General features: G+C 60.7%; 15 protein-coding genes. 8 read left to right on the top strand and 7 right to left on the bottom strand.

The window, feature by feature from the left end; all coding sequences use genetic code 11:
• The first annotated feature begins 50 nt into the window (after window positions 1-50).
• The 5 genes from HY17_RS17650 (at window position 51) to recR (ending at window position 5191) form a co-directional block, all read left to right on the top strand.
• On the top strand, window positions 51-1061 hold the full coding sequence (locus HY17_RS17650; RefSeq protein WP_034769106.1) for a flagellar biosynthesis protein FlhF: 1011 nt from the start codon (window positions 51-53) through the stop codon (window positions 1059-1061).
• Between the two features lie 4 nt (window positions 1062-1065).
• Window positions 1066-1908, top strand: coding sequence for an AAA family ATPase (locus tag HY17_RS17645; protein WP_034769103.1), 843 nt, complete (start codon window positions 1066-1068; stop codon window positions 1906-1908).
• 134 nt (window positions 1909-2042) lie between these two features.
• Complete coding sequence (gene ctrA / locus HY17_RS17640) at window positions 2043-2756, top strand: response regulator transcription factor CtrA (protein ID WP_034769101.1); 714 nt, start codon at window positions 2043-2045, stop codon at window positions 2754-2756.
• 350 nt (window positions 2757-3106) lie between these two features.
• Window positions 3107-4501, top strand: a complete 1395-nt coding sequence (locus tag HY17_RS17635; protein WP_034769099.1) for a hypothetical protein — start codon at window positions 3107-3109, stop codon at window positions 4499-4501.
• Between the two features lie 81 nt (window positions 4502-4582).
• Complete coding sequence (gene recR, locus HY17_RS17630; RefSeq protein WP_034769097.1) at window positions 4583-5191, top strand: recombination mediator RecR; 609 nt, start codon at window positions 4583-4585, stop codon at window positions 5189-5191.
• Window positions 5192-5197: 6 nt separating this feature from the next.
• On the opposite strand, the gene HY17_RS17625 is transcribed toward recR, so the two are convergent.
• The 3 genes from HY17_RS17625 to HY17_RS17615 form a co-directional block, all read right to left on the bottom strand.
• The gene (locus HY17_RS17625; protein ID WP_051600276.1) at window positions 5198-6334 is read right to left on the bottom strand and encodes a PQQ-dependent sugar dehydrogenase; all 1137 of its coding nucleotides are present in this window, start codon (window positions 6332-6334) and stop codon (window positions 5198-5200) included.
• Window positions 6335-6459: 125 nt separating this feature from the next.
• Window positions 6460-9369, bottom strand: coding sequence for a TonB-dependent receptor (locus HY17_RS17620; protein ID WP_034769095.1), 2910 nt, complete (start codon window positions 9367-9369; stop codon window positions 6460-6462).
• A gap of 223 nt (window positions 9370-9592) precedes the next feature.
• Entirely contained in the window at window positions 9593-12169 is a 2577-nt protein-coding gene (locus HY17_RS17615; protein ID WP_051600275.1) for a TonB-dependent receptor, read from the bottom strand.
• 230 nt (window positions 12170-12399) lie between these two features.
• On the opposite strand from HY17_RS17615, the gene queC reads away from it, so the two are divergent.
• From queC to HY17_RS17600, 3 genes are read left to right on the top strand one after another with little or no spacing between them, the layout of a single operon-like run.
• Complete coding sequence (queC, locus tag HY17_RS17610) at window positions 12400-13119, top strand: 7-cyano-7-deazaguanine synthase QueC (protein ID WP_034769093.1); 720 nt, start codon at window positions 12400-12402, stop codon at window positions 13117-13119.
• Window positions 13116-13763, top strand: a complete 648-nt coding sequence (queE, locus tag HY17_RS17605; protein WP_034769091.1) for a 7-carboxy-7-deazaguanine synthase — start codon at window positions 13116-13118, stop codon at window positions 13761-13763. The genes queC and queE overlap by 4 nt, the downstream gene beginning before the upstream one ends.
• Window positions 13718-14137, top strand: a complete 420-nt coding sequence (locus tag HY17_RS17600) for a 6-carboxytetrahydropterin synthase (RefSeq protein ID WP_051600274.1) — start codon at window positions 13718-13720, stop codon at window positions 14135-14137. The genes queE and HY17_RS17600 overlap by 46 nt, the downstream gene beginning before the upstream one ends.
• Before the next feature lie 13 nt (window positions 14138-14150).
• Here the strand turns inward: HY17_RS17600 and HY17_RS17595 are convergent, their stop codons facing one another.
• The 4 genes from HY17_RS17595 to gyrB form a co-directional block, all read right to left on the bottom strand.
• Window positions 14151-14636 (bottom strand): hypothetical protein, encoded by a 486-nt coding sequence (locus tag HY17_RS17595; RefSeq protein WP_034769087.1) that lies wholly within the window; start codon window positions 14634-14636, stop codon window positions 14151-14153.
• A 78-nt stretch (window positions 14637-14714) separates the two neighbouring features.
• Window positions 14715-15410 carry a pirin family protein gene (locus tag HY17_RS17590; protein ID WP_034769085.1) on the bottom strand — a complete coding sequence of 232 codons (696 nt, stop codon included), beginning with the start codon at window positions 15408-15410 and terminating at the stop codon, window positions 14715-14717.
• A 120-nt stretch (window positions 15411-15530) separates the two neighbouring features.
• Entirely contained in the window at window positions 15531-15713 is a 183-nt protein-coding gene (locus tag HY17_RS20310) for a DUF3008 family protein (protein ID WP_034769083.1), read from the bottom strand.
• Between the two features lie 271 nt (window positions 15714-15984).
• The gene (gene gyrB, locus HY17_RS17580) at window positions 15985-18411 is read right to left on the bottom strand and encodes a DNA topoisomerase (ATP-hydrolyzing) subunit B (protein ID WP_034769080.1); all 2427 of its coding nucleotides are present in this window, start codon (window positions 18409-18411) and stop codon (window positions 15985-15987) included.
• Window positions 18412-18509: the final 98 nt, after the last annotated feature.

The raw sequence follows: 18509 nt of genomic DNA, 5'->3' as shown, positions 1-18509 counted from the left end.
GTCTGGGGCGCGGGGAAGGCGGGTCTGTTCGAGAGTAAGGACGCCGCCGTATGCGTATGAAAATGTTCGCCGCCGAGACCTTCGAGGCTGCCAAGGCGATGATTTTTGCCGAGATGGGAGCCGATGCGGTCATCCTGTCCGAGCGCGAAATTGATGGTGGCGTGGAAGTCCGGGCGGCGGTCGACAAGATGGGCGGCGTCGGCATGGTTCCCAATGAGCCGCTGTTCCTGCGCGATGCGCGCGGAGGCGGCCATGGCCGGGGTTCTGAGAATCCGCTTTTCAGCCGCGTGCGTGACGCGCTGCTCTGGCATGGCTCCCCGCAGCGCTTTGCAGATCGTACGGCTGCGGAAGGTGCGGGCCGCGCTCAGCATCTGACAGATCCGGAAGAGGCCATTGCCGAAGGTCTTGCCCGCATCGTGACCTGCGATCCGCTGCCGGCGCGCCTCGACCGCGACATTCTTCTGGTCGGCCCTCCGGGACACGGCCGCACGGCAACGGCTGCTAAACTGACCCGCCGCGCTGCTATGGCGCGGGCGGAAATCGCACCCGTTGCGGCTGATCTCGACGGCACGGCCGGCGGAGACCAGCTGGCAGCCTACCTCGAACGGGAGAAGGGCCAGATCCGCACCTGCCACTCGCCGGATGAGCTGTTTGCGACACTGAAAACGCTGAAGACCGAAAACCGCCGCTGCGTGATCGACCTGCCAGCCATCAATCCTTTCGATGATGACGACATGGCCAGCCTGCAGGACCTGATTTCGGTCATCCGCGCTGAGCCTGTTCTTGTCATGTCGGCCGAAGGCCACCCGGATGATCAGCTTGAAGCCGCTCGCGGCTTCGCGCGCGCCGGTATCAAGCGGGCCATCCTCACCAAACTTGATGTTGTCCGAAGGAGGGGCGGGGCCATTTCCGCCTTGTCGTCGGCCGGCATCGCCTTCTCCCATCTTGCAGTCACCCCGTTCATCGGTGGCGGACTGGTCCCGGCAGCGCCCATGCGCCTTGCTGCCCTGTTGATGGAAGACGCCCCGGGCGACGTGATCGCCCTGAAAGGAGCCGCGTAATCCCATGAGTTTCATGATGCGCAAATCGCAGGAACGTCCGGCGCCGCGGCCTACACCGCGGCGGGTCGAGCCTGCTTCGATCATCGCGGTTGCGAGCGGGAAGGGCGGCGTCGGCAAGACGTTCATGGCCATCACTTTGGCTTCAGCCTTTGCCCAGGCCGGTAAACGCACCTTGCTGGTGGATGGGGACCTTGGCCTCGCCAATGTCGACGTCCAGCTTGGCATTGCACCGGAAACAGACCTTGCTGCGGTGATCGCGGGCTGGGTCGAGCTCGATGATGCCGTGACCCCGGTCGATGGCGGCGCCGCAGGTGGCGGGTTCGATGTGCTGCCGGGCCGGTCAGGCTCTGGCGCGCTGGCCGAATTGCCGCCGGAAGAAGTTGCCCGCCTCGCGGCCGGCCTCTCGGCGCTGGCCCTGCAATATGACCAGGTGGTCCTCGACCTTGGCGCCGGGATCGAAGCCAACTGCATGCGGCTTGCCCGCGCCGCCGACAAGGCGCTGATGGTGATCACGGATGAACCGACATCGATGACCGATGCCTACGCCTTCATCAAGGTGCTGCGCGGCTATGCACCGAATGTCGAGCCGGTAGTCTGCATCAACCAGGCCGACAGCCGTGCGGCCGGACAGCGGACTTATGAGGCAATAGCCCGGGCCTGCCAGACATTCCTCGGCTTCCGCCCGCATCTCGCGGGTGTGGTGATCCGCGACCCGAAGGTCCGCGATGCGATCCGCTGCCAGAAAACACTGATTTCCACAGATCCTCAGGCTCAACCTATTCAGGACGCCATCGCCATCAGCCAGATGCTGATCGGTGACGCCCCGGCAGCGGAGCTTGGCAATTAATCTGTGTGAAGATTTGGGGGATTTCGCGGGGAATCGCAGGGCTCTGTTAACTAGTGTTAAAGAAACAGCCTATAGGATTCTCAGAGTTAATAAAAACGACTAGCTTGTCGTTAGGCTGATTCGGGAGACGACACATGCGCGTCCTGCTAATTGAAGACGATAGCGCCGTCGCGCGTTCCATCGAGCTGATGCTGAAGTCTGCTGGCTTCAACATCTACACCACTGACCTCGGTGAAGAAGGTGTCGATCTGGGGAAAGTGTACGAGTACGACATGATCATCCTCGATCTGTCGCTGCCCGACATCTCCGGCTACGAAGTCCTCAAACAGCTCCGCATGGGCCGCGTGAACACGCCGGTCATGATCCTCTCCGGTAACCCGGATATCGAGGCGAAGGTCCGTACGCTGGGCTACGGTGCTGACGACTACCTCACCAAGCCATTCAACAAGGACGAGCTGATCGCCCGCATCACCGCCATTGTGCGCCGCTCCAAAGGCCATGCAGAGAGCGTGATCCGCACGGGCGAGATACTGGTGAACCTCGATGCGAAGACGGTGGAAGTGGACGGCGACCGCGTGCACCTCACCGGCAAGGAATACCAGATGTTCGAGCTGCTTTCCCTTCGGAAGGGCACGACGCTGACCAAGGAAATGTTCCTCAACCACCTGTATGGCGGCATGGACGAACCGGAACTGAAGATCATCGACGTCTTCATCTGTAAGCTCCGCAAGAAGCTGCAGCAGGCCACCGGCGGCAACCACTATATCGAAACGGTCTGGGGCCGCGGCTATGTGCTTCGCGATCCACGCCCGAGCTCGAAGACGAGCGAGGTCGAAGAGGCCGCATAAGCCTTTTCCCGTCGATCGAAACAGAAACCCCGGCCTAACGGCTGGGGTTTTCTTGTTTCAGCCAGTAATTGATAGAATTATCACCTCTGTCTCTCTTTTGATGAGAAGTCTGTTGTCTCTGCTGCAGGTGCCGACAATATTGAAAACTCCATAAAGTAGACTTCGGGGTAAAGGGGATGCGGTTCAGAACGGCGGCTGTGGCTGCCGCAAGCGCTTTGGCACTGACATTGACGGCATGTGGTGGAGGTGGCGGCGGTACAGGTAGCGGACAGGACCCAATAGCCTCACCGCCACCTCCGGCGCCGCCTCCACCATCGCCGCCACCTCCGCCCGCCAATACACCGCCGGAAGTGAGCTACACGCTCAGCTCATCGAGCCCGGATGAAGAGCAGCCATTCTGGATCGATGCCAGCGGTTCGACGGATGCGGATGGTGACGCGCTGACCATTGCGGTCACTCAGCTCTCCGGCCCGGCTCCCAGCAATGTGCCATGGTTCGAAAACGTGCCGACTGGCGCGGGGGTCTTCGCGTTCCGTGCTCCGGAAGTGAACGCAGATTCTGCAATGGAGTTTGAAATTTCGGTTTCGGACGGAGAAGATACGACCACAGAGAACGTGACTATTTCCGTCCAGAATATCGTCTTGTCGCCTGTCGGCGGCATTGTAGGCAACAATATTGCCAGCTTTGCCAACTTCCGGAATCCGGTCGGCGCCGACTTCTTTTCCCAGCCATTCGGCGCGCTGACTTCTGGATTGATAGGTGTGGCGGACAAGGCAGACGATACCGGGCGCCTTTCATTCAGATACGAAAATGATCTGACGACCGAAGAATTTGTTCCAGTCGTCGAGAATGACCTGCCGGAAAGCATCGCGAGTGAAAACGCGATTGTGAGCAGTGAATTTTTTGGCAGTGGAGCCCAGACAGTCCTCATCGCACTGGAAGAAAGCAATCGCGTTCATCTCCTGCAGGCATATGAGCAGGTTTTGACCACTCAAAAGCCTTGTGCCGTGGCGTCGCTCCGTTCTCAGGACATTCCGGTTTTGTCAGATCTGGTCGTGGGCAGCCGGGACAATGGTTTGCGGTTGTTCAAGTTCGATGATGTCAGTGGAATGAACCTCGAACCGAGCACGGTGATCGAAGCTTCTGGCGAGTACTGTTATGTGGGCGGGGAAGGCAACGACCTGGTCGCTTATGATCCATCGACGCAATCCCTGCGCTTCTGGACCACCCAATCCGGAGCAGCCCCCTTTGAAGGGGCGAGCCTGCCAATTGCCCAACCACAAGGACTGGACCTCGTCGGGGCCGCATTCCAGCTGCACGCAATGGGAGCGAATACGTTTACGGCTGCGTTCGTTTTCTCCGATGGTGCTCATGATGGGCATCATGAGGTGCACATTTACTCGAACGAGAATATGAACCCGGGTATCGTCAACACGAATGTGCACTCGTGGACCAAGGGAGTGCCTTCGGACATCATCATAGAAGACACGAATTCGATGGACGCCTCGATCCAATCGGATGTCCTGATCGCTCTGGAAGATATCCCGTACCTTATTTTTATCGATGATGAGCAAGACGTGATGCTCGGTACGTACAGCCCGGACTACGCTCCGCTACAATACCTGCCGGCGCCGTTCTGGACTTCCAGTGTCCGGCATTCCTGGGGGCTTGATCTGGCAAGCGATGCACTTGTACTCACGCAGACCCGGACCGGTACGGTCACAATGGTCGAGCTGACGCCATAGGCGCTGTCGGCCCAGAGGTCAGCTGACCTGGAATTGCACGTCGGTGCTTGCAACGCTCCGCAAATGCCTGACATTGGGGGAATGTCACAGCGTTCTGCCGGCCCTGAGATTCTTCGCCTGATCGAGCTGATGTCCCGCTTGCCGGGCTTTGGGCCACGCTCGGCGCGGCGGGCGGCGTTGTTCCTGTTGAAGCGGCGCGACGCGCTACTGTTGCCGCTGGCGGAGGCGATGTCCGATGCCGGCCACCGGATCGAGAAGTGCGAAATCTGCGGGAATTATGACACGCTTCAGCCCTGCGCGGTTTGCCAGTCCGGCGGACGCGATGAAGGCCTGATCTGTGTCGTGGAAGACGTGCCGGACCTGTGGGCCTTGGAGCGGGGCGGCTCCTATCGCGGGCGCTATCACGTGCTGGGCGGAGTCATGTCCGCCGTCGATGGGGTCACACCGGACGATCTCAACATTCCTTCGCTGATTTCACGCGTGGATGCAGGCGGTGTGCGTGAGGTGATCCTGGCGCTCAACGCGACCTTCGAAGGCCAGAACACGGCTCACTATGTGGCAGATCAGCTTGCTGGAAAGGGCGTGCAGATCACCTATCTCGCCCACGGCGTGCCGGTGGGCGGAGAGCTTGATCATCTGGATGATGGCACGCTCGCCGCCGCGCTGCGGGCGCGGCGGACAAGCGAGTAGACGTCCTTATTCCGCGACGTCGACGCGGAAGATGCCGTCCAGATCCTTGGTTGCGACATAGAGGTGGCCATCCGGCGCCTGCACAACATCCCGGATCGCATACTCGTCCTTGAACAGGTTTTCACGCTCGGTCACCGTTCCGTCTACCAGCCGGATACGGACGAGTTCCAGGCCCGCAGGTCCGTTCATGCCGCCAGCGAAGAAATCGCCTTTCCAGCCAGGATAGACATCACTGGTAAGGCGGGTGAGGCCAGACGGCGCAATCGACGGCACCCAATAGGTGAGCGGCTGCTCCATGCCCTCTTTCTCGGTTTGCTCCGTGATGATCGTGCCGTCATAGTTGACGCCATAGGTGATCTCCGGCCAGCCATAGTTCGCGCCGGGATGTATGATGTTGAACTCGTCGCCACCTTTCGGCCCGTGTTCCGTTTCGTACAGCGTGCCTTCCGCCTTGTCGTAGTAGAGCCCCTGAATGTTGCGGTGCCCATAGGAATAGACGGCCGGATTTCCGTCCACGCCGTCGGCGAACGGATTGTCAGCCGGAATGGTTCCGTCGGAATTGATGCGGATCAGAGACCCGTGCGTGATCTTCGGATCCTGGGCGTCCTTCATGTATTTGAAGCCTTCACCAAGCGAGACGAACAGCGTTCCGTCATTGGCAAACTGGAGGCGGCCGCCGAAGTGATAGGCTGTGTCACGCGAATCGGCGCGGAAGATTTCGGTCAGGTCTTCCAATGCGGTGTTGTCATCGCTGAGCCGGGCCCGCACGACTGCGGTCCCATTGTCGGCTTCGGTGCCTTGGGCATAAGCGACATAGATCAGCCGATTGGTGTCAAAATCGGGGTCCAGTGTGATCCCGAAATAACCGCCCTGTCCTTCAGTCAGGGCAGGGGGCATCCCTGCGACAGGCGCGGCCTCTCCTTCACCGCCTGCAACATAATTCAGCCCGCCGTCTTTCTCGGTGAACAGGAGGTCGCCGTTGGGCAGGAAGGCCAGCCCCCAGGGAAACTCCGCTTCAACGACCGGGGTCAAAGTTACATCGAGATCGCTGGTAACCTCCGGCACGGAAGGCCCGGCGGCGGAGCTGGCACTACATGCGAAAAGGGCGAAGGCAGAAACAAAGCCGACGAAGGTCAGGCGCATTGGGCGTCTCCAGAGTCTGGAAGGTTAGGGAATGTTGCGGGCAACATAGGTCAGGCTGTGCGAAGGACCAAATAAAAAGGGGCGGCCCAGGCAGGGCCGCCCCAAATCGTTTGTTCCTGAACCTGTTACCAGGCTTTCTTGACCGTGACGCCGTAGAGCGCCGGTTCTGTCAGGAAGATGTTGGTGAACAGGCCGGAGGAGTCGTCGGTCAGGTAGGCACCCGTGATGACTTCCTCGTTTGTCAGGTTCTTGGCGAACACTTCCACGCCCCAGCCGGTGTCTTCATTGTTGAAGAGCAGCGACAGGTTCACGTTGGACCAGGAGTCGAGCTGATCGCGCGGCGTATTCCAGATCCGGCTGACGGTTTCTGCCTGCCAGTAATAGTCCCCGCGAATCGTCATGTCCCAACCGGAACCGCCCAGCCCACCGAGGGTATATTCGGCGGCAAGGTTGACGGTCGTGTCAGGAGCACCCGGCATCGTGTTGCCGTCCAGGTTCTTCGCGTCACCATCAAACGGCTGGAGAGCCGTTGCCGTCTGCGCGTTGCCGTTAGCATCCGTGTAGGACACGGTGACGCCATCAAGACCGAAGGCTGCTTCCTGGCCCGCAAAGGCGCCGAGGCAGAGACCAGCGGTGTCGCCCGCAGTCAGCCCACCGATACCGGCATCGATCGCACCGAGAACGGTTGCATAACCTGCTGCCGAAACAACGCAGTTTGCGTAGTTTGCGGCGTTCTTCAGGACAACAAGATCGCTCCGGCCATTGGCGCGGTCGATCAGGTCGATGCCGTAGGTGTCGACCACCTTCGCGTCGAGGAAACCGAGGTTTGCTGTCAGCAGCCAGTTGTCCGCCGGCGTCCAGAGGGCTTCGATTTCAAGACCCTTGATCTCAGCATCCACGTTCACGTTCACCGAAGACCGGTTGATGATCTGCGTGATCTGATAGTCCTGGTAGTCATACATGAAGCCAGTGACGTTCAGCTGGGCTGTACCATCCAGGATCGTGTTTTTCGTACCGATTTCGTAGGAGTCCACGAATTCCGGCTTGAAGGTCTGATCGTACAGGCCGGCGCCTGCAGGTTGCGGCGGGTTAATACCGCCACCCTTGTAGCCCTTGGAATAGAAGCCGTAGATCAGCGTATCGTCTGTGAAGCTGAAATCCGGTTTCCAGTCGACACCCAGACGGCCGGTGGTTTCCTTGTCATGGGTGTTCAGCGAACCGTCGCCGCCATTGTCCGGTGATGCACCAACAATCGGCTGTGGCTGCAACGGATCAGCACCTGGCGCTTGCGGCGTGAACAGGAAGGTCGGGATGACGTCCTGTTCCTTCTTGTCGTCCGTGTACCGCAGGCCAAGCGTGAACTTCAGTGAATCTGTCGCATCAAAATACGCTTCACCAAAGACAGCCGTTGAATCCAGGCGATACGGTGAGAGCGAGCGGAAGTAGTTGCCGCCATCACCATTCAGCGTGTCGTTGAACAGTCCGTTCAGGTCTGTGCTGCCGGAGTCGAGCGGCACAATACCGCCGAAGACACCGCCGCCCGTTGCATTGTTGAACTGCGTCAGGGCCGTCAGTGTGTTCGAAAGGACATAGTAGCCAGCGTGGTTGTCGTAAGGATCGATGGCTTCAAAGTCGACCTTGATGGCACCAAGGTTGAAGTTGAACGGACCATCGAAGTCAGACTGCAGACGAATTTCGTGTGAATCCTGTTCGCTGCCGCCGCCGGAGCTGTCGAATGTCCGGAAGACGTTCGATGCACCCAGTTCCGGATCGCTGACGACACCCCCGGGGAAGAGGGCATTGTAAAGGTCCGCCGCCGGGCTGATGCCTGCTGGAATCCCGCTCAGGTCATTGAACGCCACGTTCGGTGCAATCTTGTTGTAGTCTTCAACAGAATGCGAGTTCGTTTCGTTGTGGCTGCCTAGATAGGTGAACAGCAGACTGTCAGTGACGTTCCATTCACCTTTCCAGGTGATCAGGTCCTGATCGGCCTGGTAGATCGGATCAAACGCCGATTCGATCTTGCGCAGGTCCCGGATCACGGGCGCCGTAAAGGCATCGCCGTTCAGCAGGCCAGCTGCAATACCGAGACCGCCGCCGAGCGTGGCCTGGGAATTCACCCGCTCATTGGACTGGCTGAGCGGAGCGTCCACACAGCCCTGGGATGTGTAGAGCTGGTCGGCTGCGCTGACTGCTATGCCGGCAAATGTATCGAAGCCGGGATCCTTCTTACACAGCTGCTTGCCGGAACGCAGACGGCTGTCATCTTCTTCAAAGTGCTCATACGACACCCAGCCGCGCAGATTGTCTGTCGGCTCAATCGCGAACGTTGCCCGGATGCTGGAAAGATCGCGGTCATCGATATCGTTGCCGGTCACGACGTTCTTCACGTAGCCGTCGCGCTGGAGCAGGGAGCCTGCAACACGCAGGGCAGCCTTGTCACCGAGCGGCACGTTGATCATGCCCTTGGCTTTGAAGGTGTTGTGATTGCCGTAGGTGAGCGCGGCGTCTGCCTGGAACTCGCCCAGCACAGGCTTGGCGGTAATCAGGTTGAACACACCGCCAGTCGCGTTCCGGCCATAAAGCGTACCCTGCGGACCCCGCAGGACCTCGACGCGTTCGATGTCGTAGAATTCAGCTTCGAAGAGACGGTTGGCTGTCAGCGGTACGTCGTTCTGGTGGATACCGACCCCTGCATCACCAGACTGGGCAACCACATCGACCCCGATGCCGCGGATCTTGAAGTTGTACCCGGAAAAGTTGCCCTTCGTGAAGGTCACGTTGGGAATGGATTTGACGAGGTCCGGACCGCCGGTCAGCTGCAGGCGGTTGAGCGCTTCTTCGTCAAACGCCGAAACCGCGATCGGAACGTCCTGGATCGATTCCTCGACCTTCTGGGTGGTCACGGTCACGGTGGAAAGTGTCCGGGTGCTTTCACCGTCCTCCTGGGCGACGGCAGCAGGTGCCAGCAGCCCCATGGCCAGCACTGACGCGCCAGCCAGCCAGACACATTTCGAGTCTCTGTTTTTGGTCATTTAAATTTTCCTCCCCTCGGGCCGGCGGGATTGCTGGCTTCGAGCTGTTCTTTGAGCCGTCTCTTTGCGGACGTGCTTCAGAATCCATCGAATGGCAGCCGCGATGGAAAGTCAATATTTTCAGTTGGAAGGATTGGCCGGGTGGACGCTACGTAAAGGCAAAAAATGAGCGGTGTCCGGGCCCGGACACCGCTCTGGATGCAAAATTGTGCCTTACGAGACTTTAGAACCGTGTCCTCAAAGTCACACCATAAGTTGCGGGATCCTGGATGAACACGCCGCGCGCCGTTCCGCGGAGCGGCATGTTGAACGTGACGTTCTTCGTTTGCTCGTCCGTCACATTGTTTCCCCAGACCTCGAACGTCCAGCGGTCGTCCGCGGTGCTGATGCCAGCCCGCAGGTTCACCTTCGTGTTGGCGTCCTGGATATCGTCGGTAAGCGGGACACCCGCACTGTCGACCGCCTGGGTCGATGTACGGCGTTCCGATTCGCTGCGTACCGTACCGGTCAGGAAGTAGGGCATGCCGTTGTCCAGCGTGTTTTCCCAAGTCAGGCCGATCAGGCCGACCCATTCCGGCGCGTTGGTCAGCGAGAAGCCGCACAGGCGGTTCACCGGGTTGGACGGATCAAAGCCGCCCGGTGCGCAATCGCGGGGATAATACGCATCGGTATAGGTGATTGCGCCGTTTGCACTGAGATTCTCGGTCAGCTGGGTCTGGACTTCCAGTTCAGCGCCCTTGCTGACAACCTTCGGCACGTTGAATGTCTGGAACTGTGTTCCGGTGAATTCAAGCACCTGGAAGTCTTCCATTTCCTGATGGAACAGGGCGAGGTCAAACCGGCCGCGGCCGCCATTGAACGTCCCCTTGAGACCGAGCTCGGAGGCATCGACCTTTTCGGAATCGAAGCGGGGATCTGCGCCACCTGCCGCCGCGGTCGGGTCGAGGTTGAAGCCGCCGGATTTGAAGCCATGCGTGAAGCCAGCATAGAAGTTCAGGCTGTCGGTCACCTTGGCACCAAGTTTCACCGTGTAGACCAGTTCCTCATCCTCGAACGTGTTGTCGAACGTCTGCGGCAGCGGCAGGAAAGCCGAGGCCGGAAGGTCGGCTTCAGTCGCGAACGGGAAGCAGGTAATTGCCATCGCGGTCGGAGCCAGCGGTGCGACATTGGCCGGGTAGGCATTGGCCACAATGGCATTGGCGATGTTCGTACAAGCCGGCGAAGATGCCGAGATCTGTTCGAACGATCCGTCCTTCGTTTCTTCCACATAACGCAGGCCGACGGTCAGGTTGATCCGATCCGTCAGGTCAAGGACGTTGTGCGTGAAGATCGAGAGCGACTCGCCTTGCTGATTGAACTTGTTGTCAGCATAGCTCCCGGCCGGATCGACCCCGCCGAGCGCGGCTGGCACGTTACCGCCAAATCCCAGGCTGATCGCCTGAGCACCAAGCGAAGGCACCAGAAGGGCTGTGACGTAACGGCCATAGTCGCCGCCGAGGGTCATCACGGCGCGTTCTTCGATGTCCTCATCCGAATAGTAGGCGCCAACGAGCCAGTCGAGCTGGCCATCGAGGGCCTGGCCCTGCAGGCGCAGCTCATGCGTGGTCGTCTTGATGTCGTCGTAAGACGGACGTACGGTCGGTGCTGCGAATGGCGTTGTGTTATCGCCCACAGCATAGACGTCGAGGCTGACATATTCAGAGTGCTGAATGGATTCAGCGTGGAAGTCGCGGTATGAGCCGATATAGACCAGATCGGCAAAACCGAGGTTCCAGTCCAGCTGGGCAGAGATGCCTTCCTGCTGGAACGGGTTCTGGAATTGCTCGCCATTGGACGTCAGGCTGTCCAGTGCGCCCGGGCCGAAGGCCGAAACACCACCATTTGCTGGCAGGCCGACTGCGGCATAGATCCCGGCTTCTCCCAGCGGATCGACCGTGACGACGGCGTCGCAGCACTGTTCATCCGCATCGGAGTAGTCTGCGATCACGCGAAGTTTGGCATCCGGCGTGATCTGCCAGAGGGCTTGCCCGCGGACCATCCAGCGGTCACGCGTATGGCTTTCCGCCCCGGTCGTGCTTTCGACCAGGCCGTCACGAGTGCGGTAGGCTCCCGACAGGCGTACGGCGAACTTATCTTCGGCGATGGGGGCACTGATGCCGCCCTGCACATTCACGAGCCCGTAATTGCCGACGGTCACGTTGGCGAAGCCATCCCGTTCGCGAAGGTTCGGTGCCTTGGTCGTAATGTTCAGTGCACCTGCAGATGTGTTGCGGCCGAACAGCGTGCCTTGCGGACCGCGCAGGACCTCGACCTGTTGCAGGTCAACGAGGTCACCGAGGGCCACGCCGGGACGCGACAGGTAGACGCCATCCAGGAACACACCGACCGCGCTTTCGAGGCCGATATTGTTACCGGTAGTGCCGACGCCCCGGATCCGCATGGATGTGCCCTGCGATTCCGTTTGCGTCGAGTTCATGTTGAAACTCGCTGAAAGATTGTCGAGCGCACGAAGGTCGGCGACCCCCTGGCGTTCGATTTCCTGCGGGCTGATAGCGGTCACGGCCAGCGGCACATCGAGAATGCTTTCCTCGCGGCGCGTAGCGGTCACTTTCACGACGCTGAGACGTTTGTCTTCTTCTGCGGCGGGAGTGGAGGCGGCGGGAGGAGCAGCTTCTTCAACGGTGGTGGCGGTGTTCTGTGCGTCTGCTTCCTGTGCCAGCGCCGGGGCCTGTATCAGGCTCAATACGGCGGCAGAGGCACCTGCCAGCAGGACGCACTTAGGTTGTCGGTTCAGTTTCAAGTCAAATTCCTCCCCTCGTCCAATCTTTGTGGACAAGATTATTGGTTGATGGTTTTGGTTTATTTGCGTGCTCTTCTGGCAGGAACACTGCGAATACTACGAAAAGAGGGGCCGCCCCTTCTGTCAACCGGCTACCCTCGCGTAAATGAGCGACTATTTTTGATTGCGTGCGCAAAAGCACACAGTTTTCCCTTCTTGGCCGGGTCTTCCCGGGCTGGTAGAGGCGCGGCATGACCTCCAACACTTCACCCTCCGTAACCCGGGCGCTGGTTCTTTTTTCCGGCGGGCAAGACTCCGCGACCTGTCTCGCCTGGGCATTGGACCGGTTCGATGCCGTGGAAACGATCGGGTTCGACTATGGCCAGCGCCATGCAGTGGAGCTGACCTGCCGGGAGAAAGTTCGGATCGGCATGGCGAGCCTCAAGGAGTCCTGGGCCGCGCGTCTTGGTGACGATCACATGATCGATGCGACTGTGCTCAAGAGCCTTGGGGAAACGGCCATGACCCATGACGTCGCCATCGGGACGACAGAAGCCGGGCTGCCATCGACATTCGTCCCGGGCCGGAACCTCCTGTTCCTGACCCTCGCCGGGGCGCTGGGCGTCCGGCGTGGCATCTCCGTTCTCGTCGGCGGCATGTGCGAAACCGACTATTCCGGATATCCGGATTGCCGGAACGATACGATCCAGACGCAGGCCGAAACCCTGCGCCTTGGTCTGGGCAAACCAATGTCGATCGAGACGCCCCTTATGTATATCGACAAGGCAGGTACCTGGGCGATGGCACACGAGTTGGGCGGCCAGGCGCTGGTCGACCTGATCGTGGAAGACACGCACACCTGTTATCTCGGCGACCGTTCCCACCGGCACGACTGGGGGTATGGCTGCGGCACCTGCCCGGCATGCGAACTGCGTTCGGCCGGCTGGGAGCGCTGGCAGGCTTCGCGATGACCTATTCGGTCAAGGAAGCCTTCTACACCCTGCAGGGGGAGGGCGCGCAGACCGGGCGCGCCGCCGTCTTCCTGCGCTTTGCCGGCTGCAATCTGTGGAGCGGCCTGGAGCGCGACCGGACCAAAGCGATCTGCCAGTTCTGCGATACCGACTTTGTTGGCACCGATGGGGAGAATGGCGGCAAGTACAAGACGCCGGAAGAAGTCGCTGAATTGGTCGCCTCCATCTGGAGCGCGAACGCAGATACGGCCGGCAAACCCTATGTCGTCTGCACAGGCGGGGAGCCGCTGCTTCAGCTGGATCCGCCGCTGATCGCGGCGCTCCACGGCAAAGGCTTCGAGATCGCAGTGGAGACGAATGGCACGATCGCGGCGCCGGACGGGCTGGACTGGATCTGCGTCAGTCCCAAGGCGAATGCCGACCTCGTCCTGAAAAAGGGCAATGAACTCAAGCTGGTCTACCCGCAGGACGAGCCCGAAGCGCAGCCCGAACGGTTCACGGAACTGGACTTTCAGCACTTTTTCCTGCAACCGAAGGACAATTCCGAGGCGGCCCGCAATGTGCAGGTTGCCGCTGCTTACTGTCTGAAGAATCCGCAATGGCGACTGAGCTTGCAAACACACAAACTGACCGGGCTTCCTTAAGCCCTGAGGGCCGCGTGTTCGAGATCACCAAGGCGGTGCATTTCGAGGCGGCGCACTTCATGGGCGGCAAGCCGGAAGGCCATCCTTACCGGAACATGCACGGGCATTCCTTCCGCCTGGAAGCGACGGTTGCGGGCGTCGTGAAAGAGGGGGAGCAGTGGGTGGAAGATTTCTCCCACCTGACGGCCTGCCTGAATGCGACCGCCGAAAAGCTGGACCACAAGCTGCTCAACGAGATCGACGGCCTGGAAGTGCCGACGCTGGAGCGGATCTGCCTCTGGGTCGCCGAAGACCTGCGCGAGGCGCTGCCGGGGCTGAAGCGCGTCGCTCTGGCGCGCCCCAGCCTCAACGAGCGGTGTGAACTCGTCCTTTAAGCAAGGATGGGCTCTAGTTGGCCAACGTACCTTCCTGCACTTCTTCAGCGAAGTTCCGGGCAAACCGGTTTGAGGCCTTGTTGGCATCATACCAGGTCGTGATGCCGGTCATGCGGATGTCGGTTTCGTACCAGGAATACTCGTACTCGCCTTCCTTGTTGCCGTCCGCGTCATAGGCGGTGGCGGTCAGTTTCATGCCGCCGGTGCTGCGCGAGGCGCCATAGTCGAGGCCGGGTTCGTCCCCCAGCTGCTTGAAGGTCGGCTTGGACGGGCGGGCATCGACAATGGTGACATCGATGCGGGCGACATCCACGCCAGCCTTTTCCAGTTCGCGGGTCAGGTCTTCCTTGATCTCTTTGGAGAGATATTCGCCCTCGCGGGTGCCGTAGTCATCCTGCAGCTTGGTCTGGAAATCCTCCGAGACGGTCACATTGATTTCCGCGGCCATGGCGGCGGGGGCCAGGAGAAGGGCGATGGCGGTGATGGGAACAAGTTTCATGTCAGAACCTCCGTTAGGGTCTTCCATCAACTTACCATCACCCTTCGTGTTCCTGAAGTCACGCTGATGTGAAACCGGTTAAATCGTGTCCACAAACACGATCTCGGCATCCTCGATGCTTTTCAGGCTGATCGTCTCGGCACCCGTGATGGCGGCGCCGTCGCGGGCCTTCAGCACCTGGCCGTTCAGGCTGACCGAGCCTGCCGCCAGCACGAGATAGCCATGCCGGCCGGGGGTGACTTCATAGTCCAGCGTATCGCCGGTGCAGAGCGTTGCGCCCATGACCTTTGCGTCCTGCTTGATCGGCAGGGCATCGCCTTCGCCATCCTTCGCGGCGAACACGGTCCACTTGCCGGAGCGGTCGCCTTTCGGGAACTGGCGCGTGCCCCAGCCCGGCTGGCCGCCCTGTTCGCGCGGCAGGATCCAGATCTGGAACAGCTGGCAGGTTTCATCGTCGGCATTCCATTCCGAATGCTGCACGCCGGCGCCGGCGCTCATGACCTGGACGTCGCCGGCTTCAGTGCGGCCTGTATTGCCCATGGAGTCCTTGTGGGTGATGGCCCCCTTGCGGACATAGGTGATGATTTCCATGGACTGATGCCCATGCGGGGGGAAGCCGGTGTGCGGCTGGATCGTGTCATCGTTCCAGACGCGCAGGGCGCCTTCGCCCATGCGGCGCGGGTCGTGATACCCCGAGAACGAGAAGTGATAGTTCGCGTCGAGCCATTCGTTACGGAAACGGCCGAGGCGGTCGAACGGGCGCAGTTCAATCATGGCTGGCTCCTTCAGGTGCCGTATTGCTTTTGTTGCAGCGAATATGACGTGAAGCGCGCGGCGCTGTAGGGGAGGGCGGCGGAGAAGACTTATGCCGCCACGGAATAAGTGCCCGGATTATCAGGGGTTTTGCCCTGTTTCGCGGTCCTCGTCCGGCTCGGCGATCGCCTTCAGCTCTTCCATGCTGAGCGTGTCATACATCTCTCTGGCCCGACCCTGAAGGTGCCATTTCGATGTGCGGCCACGGCGCGCGGAAAGCGCAAGTCCGGCGGCCTGCTGTTCGGGGATCTGTTGTGCAGACATTTCGGCCTCCTTTGTTGGGTGGAACACCAACGCGGAAGGGCGGCCGCGTGTTCCATCCAGCACCTTCGCCCGGCATGGCAGGGGGGATAAGCTGGTGGATAATGGCGGGGAGAAGTGACCCGTCAGACCATGAATGGGACGGTGAAAGGACCATGTATACATCATGTATAGGAAGGTTGGGTCAGCCTGATGCGTGACCCACCTGACATAACAGGCTGCTTCTTCGGACGATGGGTATCGCTCCGCTCAAGCCGCCCGGTGCAAGTGCGTTCTAAACATCCACCTCCGCATCCAGCGCGTTCTCTTCGATGAACTCGCGGCGCGGCTCAACCACATCACCCATAAGTTTGGTGAACATGTCGTCGGCTTCTTCCATATGGTCGACGCGGACCTGAAGCAGGGTGCGGGCGTTGGCGTCCAGTGTGGTTTCCCACAGCTGGTCGGCGTTCATTTCACCCAGGCCCTTATAGCGCTGGACTTTCAGGCCCTTGCGGCCGCTGTCGAGCACCGCTTTCAGCAGGCTGCTTGGTCCGTGTACGGTCACTTCGCCACCCTTGTCCTGACGCAGGATCGCGGGCTGTTCGTACAATTCGGCGAGGCCGGCCGCACGTTCGGCGAGGCGCACGGCATCCTGGCTGGCGATCAGGGCCGGGGGCAGGGTGATCGTCTCATCCACGCTACGCACCGTGCGCTGAAGGACGAGGGCGCCTTCCACGAAGCGGCCGGCCCAGGTGTCTTCGCCTTCCTCGGCAAAGCGGTTCAGGCGTTCGGCCGTCTTCGCGGCTTCGGCGTCGCCCGCGCCGGCGGCCAGCGCCCCGGCAAGGGCGGCATGTTCGATCAGCTCGCCAGAGGCACGGAGCGCCAGACGGCGGAGGTTTGCCTGGAAGTTCGAGGCCTGGCGCACGCGGTCGCGCAGGTCTTCCCCCGCAATCATGGTGCCGTCGGGCAGGATCAGGGATTCCCCGTCGGTGCCTTCGCCGATGAGATAGGCTTCGAGTTCGCCATCGTCCTTCACATAGCGTTCCGAGCGCCCGCGCGTCACTTTGTAGAGCGGCGGCTGGGCGATGTAGAGATAGCCCTTCTCGATAATCTCCGGCATCTGACGATAGAAGAAGGTCAGCAGCAGCGTCCGGATGTGCGCGCCGTCGACGTCAGCATCGGTCATGATGATGATCTTGTGATAGCGCAGCTTGTTGATGTCGAACTCGTCGCGTCCGATGCCGGCGCCGAGCGCCATGATCAGCGTGCCGACCTGGTCGGACGACAGCATCTTGTCGAAGCGTGCGCGCTCCACGTTCAGGATCTTGCCGCGCAGGGGCAGGATGGCCTGGTTGTCGCGTGACCGGCCCTGTTTGGCCGAGCCGCCAGCGGAATCGCCCTCGACGATGAAGAGTTCGGATTTCGCCGGGTCCTTCTCCTGGCAGTCGGCCAGCTTGCCGGGCAGGGAGGTGATGTCGAGCGCAGACTTGCGGCGCGTCAGTTCGCGGGCCTTGCGGGCAGCTTCGCGCGCGGCGGCAGCTTCGACGATCTTGCCCATGATTTCCTGGGCTTCCTTCGGATGCTCCTCGAACCATTCGGCGAGCTTCTCGCCCATCATGCTCTCGACGACGGGGCGCACCTCGGAGGAGACGAGCTTGTCTTTCGTCTGGGAGCTGAATTTCGGATCCGGCACTTTGACGGAGAGGACGCAGGTCAGGCCTTCGCGCGCATCATCGCCGGAGATCTCGACCTTGGCCTTCTTCGCCAGGCCCGTCTCATTGGCGTATTTGTTGATGATCCGCGTCAGCGCCCCGCGGAAGCCGGCCAGGTGTGTGCCGCCGTCGCGCTGGGGGATGTTGTTGGTGAAGCAGAGCACGTTCTCGTGGTAGCTGTCGGTCCACTCCAGCGCCGCTTCCACGGTGATGCCGTCCTTCTCGCCGATGGCGTAGACCGGCTCCGGGATCAGCTTGCCCTTGGCCTTGTCGAGGTGTTCGACGAACGCCTTCACGCCGCCCTCATACATGAGGTCGATCTCGTAAGGCTCGGCCTCACGCTCGTCGCGGAAGATGATGTGCACGCCCGAGTTCAGGAAGGCGAGCTCGCGCAGCCGGTGCTCCAGCGTCTTGCGGTCATAATCCGTCATCGTGAACGTGGAGGAAGCGGCCAGGAAGCGCACCGCCGTACCGGTATAGGGCTTGCCCTTGTCCGTCATTGGGGAGTCGCCGCGCGTCTCCAGCGGCGCCTCGACATGGCCGCCATTGATGAAGCGGACCCAGTGTTCTTTGCCTTCGCGGTGGATGGTCAGTTCCAGCCAGTCGGACAGGGCGTTCACAACCGAGACGCCCACGCCGTGCAGGCCGCCGGACACCTTGTAGGAGTTCTGGTCGAACTTCCCGCCGGCGTGCAGCTGGGTCATGATGACTTCGGCCGCCGAGACGCCCTCGGTCGGGTGCATGCCGACCGGGATGCCACGGCCATTGTCTGTGATTTCGGCCGAGCCGTCAGGGTAGAGCGTGACCGTCACGCGGTCGGCATGGCCGGCCAGCGCCTCATCGATGGCGTTGTCCACCACCTCGTAAATCATGTGGTGCAGGCCCGAGCCGTCATCGGTGTCGCCAATGTACATGCCGGGGCGTTTGCGCACGGCTTCGAGGCCCTTCAGGACCTTGATGGAGCCTGCGCCGTACTCGGCATTCTCGCCCTGCGTTTCTTCAGCCATGAGGCTTCCCCGTCGATTCTTGAGATTCGCCTTCAAATATAGGGGATTAACCCCTCAGAGGGAACCGAAACGGGGGTTATTTTACAGCTTAATGCGAG

Source organism: Hyphomonas sp. CY54-11-8 (assembly GCF_000682735.1).
GTDB lineage: Bacteria > Pseudomonadota > Alphaproteobacteria > Caulobacterales > Hyphomonadaceae > Hyphomonas.
The sequence above is the reverse complement of the archived record's forward strand: the minus strand, read 5'-3'. Positions and strand labels throughout refer to the sequence as shown.